At 37.1% G+C, this 10,760-nt stretch carries 10 protein-coding genes; 6 read left to right on the top strand and 4 right to left on the bottom strand.

Annotated features, from left to right (window positions below; all coding sequences use genetic code 11):
• The first annotated feature begins 906 nt into the window (after positions 1-906).
• Positions 907-1,275 carry a hypothetical protein gene (locus ACFIKE_RS06775; RefSeq protein ID WP_375648805.1) on the top strand — a complete coding sequence of 123 codons (369 nt, stop codon included), beginning with the start codon at positions 907-909 and terminating at the stop codon, positions 1,273-1,275.
• A 758-nt stretch (positions 1,276-2,033) separates the two neighbouring features.
• On the opposite strand, the gene ACFIKE_RS06770 is transcribed toward ACFIKE_RS06775, so the two are convergent.
• Complete coding sequence (locus ACFIKE_RS06770) at positions 2,034-2,705, bottom strand: hypothetical protein (protein ID WP_375625305.1); 672 nt, start codon at positions 2,703-2,705, stop codon at positions 2,034-2,036.
• 1,077 nt (positions 2,706-3,782) lie between these two features.
• On the opposite strand from ACFIKE_RS06770, the gene ACFIKE_RS06765 reads away from it, so the two are divergent.
• The 3 genes from ACFIKE_RS06765 to dut (ACFIKE_RS06755) all read left to right on the top strand — a co-directional run bounded on the left by ACFIKE_RS06765 (position 3,783) and on the right by dut (ACFIKE_RS06755) (position 5,932).
• On the top strand, positions 3,783-4,592 hold the full coding sequence (locus ACFIKE_RS06765; RefSeq protein ID WP_375648803.1) for a hypothetical protein: 810 nt from the start codon (positions 3,783-3,785) through the stop codon (positions 4,590-4,592).
• 146 nt (positions 4,593-4,738) lie between these two features.
• A complete protein-coding gene (gene dut, locus ACFIKE_RS06760; protein WP_375625303.1) occupies positions 4,739-5,278 on the top strand; it encodes a dUTP diphosphatase in 540 nt (179 codons plus the stop codon).
• Positions 5,279-5,494: 216 nt separating this feature from the next.
• A complete protein-coding gene (dut, locus tag ACFIKE_RS06755) occupies positions 5,495-5,932 on the top strand; it encodes a dUTP diphosphatase (RefSeq protein ID WP_375648801.1) in 438 nt (145 codons plus the stop codon).
• Between the two features lie 859 nt (positions 5,933-6,791).
• On the opposite strand, the gene ACFIKE_RS06750 is transcribed toward dut (ACFIKE_RS06755), so the two are convergent.
• Together ACFIKE_RS06750 and ACFIKE_RS06745 are read right to left on the bottom strand one after the other, a co-directional pair.
• Complete coding sequence (locus tag ACFIKE_RS06750; protein WP_375648799.1) at positions 6,792-7,379, bottom strand: biopolymer transporter ExbD; 588 nt, start codon at positions 7,377-7,379, stop codon at positions 6,792-6,794.
• A complete protein-coding gene (locus ACFIKE_RS06745; RefSeq protein WP_375625300.1) occupies positions 7,376-8,278 on the bottom strand; it encodes a MotA/TolQ/ExbB proton channel family protein in 903 nt (300 codons plus the stop codon). Before ACFIKE_RS06745 ends, ACFIKE_RS06750 begins: the two co-directional genes overlap by 4 nt.
• Before the next feature lie 999 nt (positions 8,279-9,277).
• On the opposite strand from ACFIKE_RS06745, the gene ACFIKE_RS06740 reads away from it, so the two are divergent.
• Complete coding sequence (locus tag ACFIKE_RS06740) at positions 9,278-9,604, top strand: YqjD family protein (protein WP_375626476.1); 327 nt, start codon at positions 9,278-9,280, stop codon at positions 9,602-9,604.
• 3 nt (positions 9,605-9,607) lie between these two features.
• Positions 9,608-10,051: a hypothetical protein gene (locus ACFIKE_RS06735; protein ID WP_375626478.1), complete on the top strand. Its 444-nt coding sequence runs from the start codon at positions 9,608-9,610 to the stop codon at positions 10,049-10,051.
• 46 nt (positions 10,052-10,097) lie between these two features.
• On the opposite strand, the gene ACFIKE_RS06730 is transcribed toward ACFIKE_RS06735, so the two are convergent.
• Positions 10,098-10,529 (bottom strand): hypothetical protein, encoded by a 432-nt coding sequence (locus tag ACFIKE_RS06730; RefSeq protein ID WP_375648796.1) that lies wholly within the window; start codon positions 10,527-10,529, stop codon positions 10,098-10,100.
• Positions 10,530-10,760 lie beyond the last annotated feature (231 nt).

Raw genomic sequence — 10,760 nt, 5'->3', positions numbered from 1 at the left:
ACAAAAAACCGTGCTGCCGTTGCTTAAACTTTATATGATTTGCCGCAATGGGAATATCTTTCCAAGATTGAAAAAAACATTTTCATAATTTGGCATAACAAACAATCCCTTGTTCTTCGCGCTCTTGAAGTGTTCAATCGCTCAATTTACCAAAAGATATTCGACCTCACAACTTGTTTATTTACGTCCCTCAATACGGATGAAGCGGATGAAAAAGCCAGCATTTTTGAAAAGAAAAAATAGTAAAGAGCATTTAATGATTCAGGCACTAAGAACTACACAGAATACTCCATTCATCTTTGAACGCATCAATTTCTGTAAAGAGAGCTAACAATGCTTATGTAATCTGAATAATATTAGTTTACTTACCATATGATAACCGATTGATAACGATAACGCTAAACACAGAACTTATATCACCAAACCGCAAAATAGTGTTTTTACGATATAACATAAAATGATTACTTCACACCGCAATATATCTTAAAAATTGCATCAATACTTCATACAGATCATATGTCATTTACACCACAATAAAACTACATTTTGTTTATTTAAAATATCTCCGTTAATAATATAGAATTGCGTTTACGATTCACCAAAACAGATGATACAATAATTATAATAAAAACAATAATATAATTTAAATTTATTTCTAAATTAACAAAAAAATTGCAGCTTATAATTTAAGTTAAAAACCAAAATTGAAAAGTTGACAAAATCAATAAACTATGGAACTTACCTAGGTATAATACAAAATGTGTAATTTAACGCTTTGTATTAGCAGCACCTTAAACACATAATGTAATTATGCATCATGGGATGCCACGGTACTTTTTCTATTTTGTTTAGAAGGTGTAATGAAAAAACTTTTTTGATTAAATCTTTTAAATTTGGATCATTATAATGAAAATATTTCAAAAAATCGCGTTATATATTGTTACAATAGCCTTTTTCTTTTCACAGGTTTTGGAAGCTAATGCTTATTATTTGAATAGTCATTCTCAAGATTCTAGTTTTGCTTCTACAGTGTCAAAAGAAAATAAAGTTGTTAAAGCTATTGATATGGTTATGGATCATATTTCAACACAAAGCACTGAACAAGATTTTAAAAAAGGTGTTGTAAAGGTAGGAATTATGATGGGACTTGCACCAGCACTTTGGGGTCTTATTGCGTATTTTTCATGGTTGTTTTCTAAAAAGCGGCCTCCCTATCGTACACCGAGTGAAAGAGCATTTGATGCTTTTGCGGACAGTGCGTGGATGCTCGTTTAAACAACGTTTCACTTAAATACAGTTTAAACAGTAAGCTTATTTAATACTTAATAACATAAACTGTAATTCAGATTACAGTTTATGTTTTTTTAGATTCAATTAATATTGTTAACTTTTCCCCACTCTACATGATAAATAAAATTTGATCAGCTATATTCATAACAATGCAATGCGATAAATTGAACACTGTTTGATATGATAATCTCTCTCTCATTTATGCACTCCTACCCTTAAACCTGCCCCTACAATCACAGCACAAAAACAATTCGTTACACGCTAAAAAATCCACCTAAATGCAAAAGCTGTAACAACGCTCAACCTCGACTATTTGAATAACAGCGATCATTCAAACTTTAACCAACGCGATAATACCCCTATTCTAAATGATTTATGTACCACCTCATCCGCAGCACATTGCCAAATATCCGTACATTTCCCCGAAAAATTTTCACACTTTTACGCATAGTAAAAAAAAGATTAACTTTAATCATGTTACTCTCCTTAAATTGACAACGGATTGCAAAATGCCCAAAAAAATCAAACAAAAATAGAGAGGTAAGTTACGAAAACTACAGGGTAAATTTTACTGCCCCAAAATGTCTATTTTCCCCGTCTGAACCGTCAGAGGAACACTATAAAAATTATTTTCATTGAAAAACAATTACTTATAATCTAGGGAAGAAAAGTAAAAAACTCCCCCAGAAAAAGAGATTATCTTCAAAATTATCAAAAAAAGCAGCACAATTTTAGTGATCTTTTTATTTTTTTTCTTTTGATAAAAGAGAGCTGGCAGGTGTCTTAGGCGCCCCTCCGGTAGGTTCCCAATTCGCAACAGCCGCTAATTCCTCAATAACATCCTTTTTTAACTTACCATTTTTCTTATTGTGTAAATCATATTGATCAGCATTCTGTTGCAACCATTTTGCAAGCGTTCCTTTAACAGTTTTACCACCCTCAACCTCACTCACCGCTTCCCATGCCGCAACAATAGCAGCAAGCTTTGGAGCATAACGTGGATGCGTTGGATCTTGAAACGCATAATATTTTTGGTCCTTAGTCTCAGCAGAATCATCCTCAGGGAAAAAAAATGGAGGGTACAGACCACGCGATGAAAGCCATTCTTTTAAATCATCAACGCGAACATATGAGGAATCTGCATCTATAAAATCCGAAAAATTATAGTACGACCATTCTATCTCTAATCGATTGCTTTTTCCCGCTTGAACGATAGCATGATAAGCTGCACGGAAATTAGCAGTTTTCTCTGATGATACGGAAAGGTTATCTTCGTAAATATCACTTTTTTCTGGTTCTAATTTGTTGACAAACAAATACTTTCCTGGATTTAATCCAACTATTAAAAGCGCTGCCTGCAGTATTGTTAGTTTTTCAGAAAGCCGCCAAAATTTCAAACCATCACTATTTTCCATATATGCTCCCTTTTTTATCTGCACAATTTCGCTCTTTTTTAAAAACATCAAAAACGTTTGTTAACGCATAGAGATTATGCACTTCTCACATTTCAACTCATCCCATACTTTAAATAAAAACACAGCACCCACACCCCTCCTTGTGATCCACAAGAAAATGATTTGAATTGTTTCAATATAAGAAGTTTTGAAGTGAGAGAATCCTACTGAATTTTGGGCTTTCATGCAAGATATCAGGCAAGTTACAAGGCGATAAATGCCCCTTCATAAAGCATAAATTTTTATGCGTGATCTCAAACAATTTAATATGGATAATATCTCTTCATTTATGCACTCCCACCCTTAAACCTGTCCCTGCAATTACAGCACAAAAGATAATTCGTTACACGCTAACAAATCCACCTAAATGCAAAAGCTGTAACAACGCTAAAATGCGCGTAAATATCATAAGAATACTGTCTTACACCTCCACAAGTGGGATCAAGTGGCGTAAAACTGTACAATAAAATGCCATGCCTATAATGAACCGTGCTAAAGACTGTCACAACACTGGGAGCTAAGGTGTACGATGATGCCGGCTTGCTCTTTTATGAAGCGTAAAGATTAAGAAGACTCAATGGAGTTTATATTATTTCATGGAAATTTTGCGGCTCTACCCTTCTATACTCTTCACAGGGGCCCCCTCGCGAAATGGGCTTTTATCCCTTGAAAAAGATCTCTTTTTAAAGAATCATTTCAAAGTCCAAGAGCTGTTACAGTCTTTTGAACGCATCAAATGAATGATGATGCTAGCTTATTCCTTTCCTATATTCTCGAGCATAATACATTAGAATGCTCCATTCAAACGCCCCTTTAGCAAAATAAAGCACATTGTCTCTTAAATTTTTTCACGCAATTATTTCTTTCATGCGCCCCTGTCGTCTCCATTTGATAAATCTCCTTGTACTTTCTCAGCATCCCAGCACCTTTTTTCTCAGTGCAACCTTTTTGTAATTTGTCAGTTTTTAACTTTTAGATTGACTTTTGGTTTATTTTTCTTATGTTTTAGAATTATTCTAAAGTGCAGAGGAACAGAAAATGTTGAAATTGTTTTTTTCATTTGTACAACGTAAAGCTCTGTCCTTTCGTTCAGCACAAAACGTGATGCTTAAAGCGCTCAAATTAAAAGAGCAACATGCGGCGCTCTATTTAAAATATGCAAAAGCTCTAGAACCTTATTCCTCTAAGGAAGCCGCGGTTTTTACCGCCATGGGGCTTCAAGAGCTTAAAAATTATAAGCAACTTTTGTGCCTTTCTTGCCATAATCGTGCAAACACTATCGGTTCGTTATGTGACAAAAATTCTCTTGTGAAAGGCAAGAGCCGCCATCCATCCCCAAAAACAACAGTGGCCAATAACACCATAAAAAAACCTTCGAAAACGCAAAGACAAACACTTTTGACTTGGATTCAACCAGGTCTTGCAGGATTAATGGATGGCTCTGTCTCGACCCTTGCCCCCATTTTTGCCGCAGCTTTTGCCACGGGAGACACGCACCAAACTTTTTTGATAGGGCTCTCAGCTTCAATTGGTGCAGGACTTTCAATGGGTTTCACAGAAGCAGCCCACGATGACGGAAAATTATCAGGGCGTGGTTCGCCATTAAAAAGAGGTATTGCCAGCGGCATTATGACAACATTAGGAGGATTAGGCCATACTCTTCCCTATTTGATCAACTCTTTTTATGTAGCAACAATTATTGCTTTTATCATTGTTTTTTTCGAACTAGGCGCCATCGTCTGGATTCAGAACAAATTCATGTCAACTCCCTTTTGGCGTGCATCGTTACAAGTTATTATTGGCGGAGCGCTCGTTTTTGCTACGGGTATCTTCATTGGTAGTATTTAAAACAAACAGCATGAAAAATAAGCATTTCCCATACAAAACAAGCAGCAAAACCCATCGTCCCATCTATAGATTTTTCGCTGCTTGTTTCAAACGGAATCTTTTGTTAGAGTTGTGTTTGTTTTTTCTATTTTGGAGATGCTTTGACCATGCCTTCTACGCACCTGAACAGCCAAAAGAGTCCTTCTTCCTCGAATGCATTTCCTTCTCCCCCTCCACAACAAATAACCTTATCGATCCAGCGTCTTGAGCATGGACAAGGTTTAGAACTTCCTCACTACGCAACGGCTGGTTCTGCGGGTCTTGATCTACGGGCAGCAATTAGAGAAGAAGAAACGCTTGTTCTTGCCCCAGGGCAGCGCGCACTCATTCCAACGGGTCTCATTTTTCACCTTCAACCTGGTTTTGAGGCACAAATACGCCCACGCTCTGGCTTAGCCTTAAAGCACGGCATCACATGCCTCAACACTCCAGGAACGATTGATAGTGATTACCGTGGTGAAGTCAAAGTTCTTCTTATCAATTTAGGCCAAGAAGACTTTTCTATCCAACGGGGAATGCGCATTGCCCAAACAGTCATCGCCCCCGTATTCCAAGTCAAAGTTTGCGCTATTGAACCAGAGCAAAATACCCAAAGCCATAACGAGAGCCGTGGAACAGGAGGTTTCGGTTCAACGGGACATACTTAAGAAGCTCTGAAAAAATCACTCCCCTCAAAATATAACACTCGCTTATTCTAACTACTCTTTCACTGAAAGTCTTTCGGGCTTTTAAAGTATAGAAGGAGTGCGCATTTGCTTTCAAAGTTTTTTTACCAAACACCCCTCTAAACGATCATCCTTACTCTTCCTCTGTCTCTTCTCAATCTTCACATGCCCTAACTTTATCCCTTCAGCGTCTTGCACTTGGAACAAGGAAACTTCTTCACTACGCAACGACTGGTTCTGCCGGTCTTGGATTTACAAGCAGCAATTGGAGAAGAAGAAACGCTTGTTCTTGCCCCAGGGCAGCGCGCACTCATTCCAACGGGTCTCATTTTTCATTTATCACGTGGGCTTGAAGCACAAATACGTCCACGCTCTAGCTTAGCCTTAAAACATGGCATCACATGCCTCAATACTCTAGGAACGATTGAGTGTGATTATCCGGAAGTGAAGTCAAAGTTCTTCTTATCAATTCGAGCCAAGAAAACTTTTCTATTTAAACGGAGAATGCGCATTGCCCAAACAGTCATCGCCCCCGTATTCCAAGTCAAAGTTTGCGCTATTGAACCAGAGCAAAATACCCAAAGCCATAACGAGAGCCGTGAAACAGGAGGTTTCGGTTCAACGGGACATACTTAAGAAGCTCTGAAAAAATCGCTCCCCTTAAAATATAACACACACTTATTCTAACCACTCTTTCACTTAAAACCCCTTGGGCTTTTAAAGTGCAGAAGGAGTGCGCGTTTACTACTTTCAAAGTTTTTTCACTAAACGCACTTCTAAACAATCATCTCTCAATTACGTTTCTTGTACTACACAAAACTTCATTATCACCGGATACCCCTCCCCCATAACAAAAACATTGGCATTAACCATTAAAAGCTCACACACCGCTTGTAATGTCGACAATCTATATATCATATTGATTTATAATAATGAATTGTCTTTCAACTTAAATGAGAGATCTCAATACTGTAAGATTGTTTCATTGCAAATCTATTTATATTACATAAATCAAAAGTATATCTCTCACGTTCCAAACGTAGCTAGCATGTAGAAAATACCTATAATGAATACTTGTACTCAGCACTGTCACAACATTGGGAGAAAATATAAATACTATAATGGTGCTAGCTTGCTTTTTTGTTAAGCATAAAGATAGTGAGGTTCAATAGATTTTTTATTATTTTACGGGAGCTTTACCGTCATACCATTTATAAACACCGTCGCAAAAAGGGCTTTAAGATATATTAAGGCACACAACAATCACCCTTGGCTGTTTTTCTTGATCGCACCTCTTGAGGCAAGATGAGCAGTGCTTAATCCTAAAAAAACCGATTCAATATATAAACCCCCTGCGTAATATCAAACCCATGCGTAATATCAAACTCATGCGTATTGGGTTTAATAAATCCACGACAAAACCCTCATCAATTTCACTCTACGACTTTGAGTCATATGCTTTGCTTCCTGCAACAAAGGCTATTTTTATCACTGGTCAGAGGGCATCGGCTGGAATATTAGCGTTTACCGCAGTACCCGTTGTTACGGCATTCACATGCCCCACAACGTTACCACCCGCGCTACCACCCGCTCCATCGACAGCAACGTCCGCTACCCCTGTTGTTTTATTATTGATCACACCTCTTGAGGTAAGATTAGTAGAGTTTTGCAATCCTACAAGACCGATTTTATTATATCCAGCCATGCGTATTTGATTTAATAAATCGATGACAGTACCATAATCAATTTCGCTATCGGCTTTGATTAAAATTTTTGTCTCTAAATTTTGCGTAGTTTCCCTCAACAAAGCTTCTCTTAAAGCTGCCTGTTCTACAAGATGATCACCAATGTAAAGAGAACGATCTTTTTGCAAAGTAACATAAAGGGGTTCATCAGACTGAACCACTGAAGGTGTTTGAGTTATAGAAGGAAGCTGAACGGGAATGACAGATGTTGCCAAAGGTGCAGCAACCATAAAAACAATAAGCAACACCAATACAACATCAATAAAAGGGGTCACATTGATTTCGCTTTGCAACCCACTCTCGTCTATATCCCAATCATTATTAAGGCTTGCTTTCATTTTTTATGACTTTTCTGTTGTCTTTGTCTATCAAGTTCACGGCTTAAGAGCCTTTCAAGAGCCGCAGCGATATCACCTAAATCATTGCGATAACCACTCAAAGCACGCATAAGGCTATTATACATAACAACGGCTGGAATAGCCACAAAAAGCCCAATAGCCGTTGCGAATAAGGCTTCAGCAATTCCAGGCGCCACCACATCAAGTCGCGTTGTTTGAGACTGAGCAATCCCAATAAAAGAATTCATAATTCCCCAAACAGTTGCAAAAAGACCAACAAAGGGAGCAATTGCGCCAATAGTTGCAAGAACAGCGCTTCCACATGCAACACGGCGTGTAGCAGCCAGCAAGCAGCGTGACAAAAGTGAATGAACCCTTTCTTTTAAACCTTCATGAACATCGCGAGCCTTAGCATCGCGAACATCGCGGGAAACATCTTCATATTGATTGCTCTCCTCATAAAAGAGAATATCTTCAATCGTTTGTGCACTTTCCCCTGCACTGGTTTTTTCACCAGAGCTTTTATTTATCCCTTCAGGAGCAGAAAAATGAACCTGTTGTGTAGAAAGATACACCTCTTTAAGAACTTCTTTGAGAAAAAACACCCCAGCCCCTTTGCTTTCTTTCAAGCTAGCTGCCAAACGCGTAAGAGTCTGAGCATTAAGAACCAATTGAAGTTCATGACGTACTCTTCGTTTTACCAAAGTGATCTCAACAATTTTCACAAAAGCAATTGTCCAAGACATAAGTGAAGCAAGTAACAAAATAATGATAACGGCTTTCACCACCCAATCAGCAGCCATAAACATAGAAAGAGGAGAAAAATCATGCACTGTCAATACAGAAGACATATTATCTAAAGGGACTGTTTTATCTAAAGGGACTGTTTCAGATTCCATTTTTATCTCACATTCTTGTGCTCTTATCTTTATTTATGAGCTGGATCGTCACCCCGCACAGCATCACTGTTCCACAATGCCACTACCCTTTTAACGTCGCTTTCGCATTCCTCTTAAGAAAGAAAACTTGATAAATCAAGTATAGTTTTATTCCACAAGCTCTCTCTTATTCTAAAGAAATCACTCAAGAAATTTTTCTCTAACAATTCAACAAGTTTATCTTACTCAATCAATTTATTGCATAAATTAGGCAAAATGATAAACTTACAAGAAATATTGCATATAATATTTTCATTTATAAGAATAATTTATCATCGTTCCTGTTGAATAAATCCCTCATATCGCAAAGCTTCTTTCATTTCAGCGGCTCTTTTAAATCCAACAAAATAATTTCTTTCATGGAATAAGCAGCAAAAATATCATAAAATCCTTGGAGAAAAGGATATGCACTTCTCTAACAATCAGTGCACTAAAGTACCTTCTATCCAAATAAAAATATACCTTTTTTTAAAAAAGAACGATCGCAATATCTTAAACTGACCAAAAGTATAATGGGAGAGCGCGATTAGCCCTCAAATACATAGAGAGCAAAGAACAGAAATAGCATTTTCTTTTTCTTCTGCAAAAGCATAAAAATGACATTACTTCTGCCGCAAAATCACAATAACCATGTTTTTTATCTGTCACAAGCCCAAAAAATAAGCCTCAACACGCTTTTTAAAAAAACTTTTATAAAAAAACTGTGCCATGAGAAACTGAAGAATGGTGCTAAATTCCTGCAAAAGCATAAGACAATTTTCAACCGATGTAATCCTTTACGAACAGAGCATATTGTATAGGAAAGATTTATTTTATCAAAAACAGTTTTAAATTCGACAAAGTGAAAGGAACCAAAAAAAACTTTTGGCGTTACTCAAGCAGTGAAAATTTTCACTCCAATGCAAATGATCACTATGAACACACCAATGCAAATATAATGAATCAAGAGGGAAAAATATCATGGCCCATAATAAAACAACACAGCACGATAAATCAGCCGTAGAAAAAGACCTACAAGGACAATTAGAAACGTTACGCACTGAAATTTCAGGGATTACCTCAACCCTAACAGATCTTGGTGCAAACAAATTCAACGCCGCCAAAGACAAAGCGGAAAAACTATATCACTCAGCGAAAGAAAGTGGTGAAGACATGATGTCTCAAGCAAAAGAAAAAATCAGTGATCTTGAACAAACCATGAATCAATGCGTTCGCAAAAATCCTGGTAAAAGCGTTTTGTTTGCTGCAGGGGTTGGTTTTATTCTTTCTCAATTACTGCGTCGTTAAGCAATGCATAAGTTTATCGCTCCTCTTTTAAACCATCTTGTCGGTGGAGGGCTTAAAAGCACAGTCAAACAAGTACGCCTTCAAGCAATTTGCTATGGGTTTATTGGCATTTCATTCTTCATGTCTTTGCTTTTTTTATGTATCATCGTTTTTATTGCATTATGTTCTGTTATGAAACCTCTTGCCGCCGCTAGTATCATGTTTTTAATTTGTCTTTCTCTTGCAGGATTAGGTCTTATTATCAATCGTGTTCTCAAGGCTTATCAACGCTATGACCAACAAAAAAAGACAGAAGAACAACGCCACAAACTCATGACAGACGCGACCGTTTCCAGCCTTGCAGCTCTCAGTCAACATTTCCCTTTTGCCAAATTGAGAGTTCCCATTCTCGGACTTGTAACTTATTTTTTGTGGAAAAAAGATAAAAAAGACCGCTTTTCAAAGTAAAATATGTAAAGCTGTCACTCTAATCCCCCCAATGTGCTTTCTTTTACTATAAAAGAAAGCACATCTTTTTCATCATAGTCTCTTTAGCTTCTTCAAGTTCCTGAAAAGAAATCCCCTTTATTTTCGCTAAAAAATCCATGGATCCGATTAAATCTCTTTCAGATTGCAATCCATGTTTCATGAACATAGCAACATGAGGCAAAGCTTGCGTTAAAAATTCTGATTTGATTGGAAGCAATGTAGTGTTTTTTGAAGATAGGGATAATTCGCTTCTACCTTTCTCTATTTTTTCATAAGCCTTTTTTTCATGACCAAAGGTCATGTTATTGATTTGAGTGTGTTCAGATTTTTCTGAACACTCGTTTTTGTTACAATTACAATCATAGTTAGGGATTGTATGTTCTATGTGTATCTTGTCAGCAAAATGCCTGTATCTTGTTTTTGATGTTTTTGCTTTAAAAATCTTTCTAAAATCCACTCAAAAAGACCTATCGCTTTGTGCAATTTTTCCACCAAAGCTTTAGCCGGCCACCCAATAATATGAATGATTTTTTTGCATTCTAGAAAAAAGCAATAACATAAGCGGTGTCACTTCCATTTCAGCGTAAGAGGTTTTTATTTGACGCACCAATCCGTTCTATCAAACTTATGTAAATGTGATCATTTCTGATTAAATATACTGTTGATTTCCTGCTTCTTTGAGGCTGGT

This window comes from Bartonella sp. MU70NMGDW, from assembly GCF_042194085.1.
GTDB classification, from domain to species: domain Bacteria; phylum Pseudomonadota; class Alphaproteobacteria; order Rhizobiales; family Rhizobiaceae; genus Bartonella; species Bartonella grahamii.
This window is presented reverse-complemented; position numbering and strand designations above follow the sequence as displayed.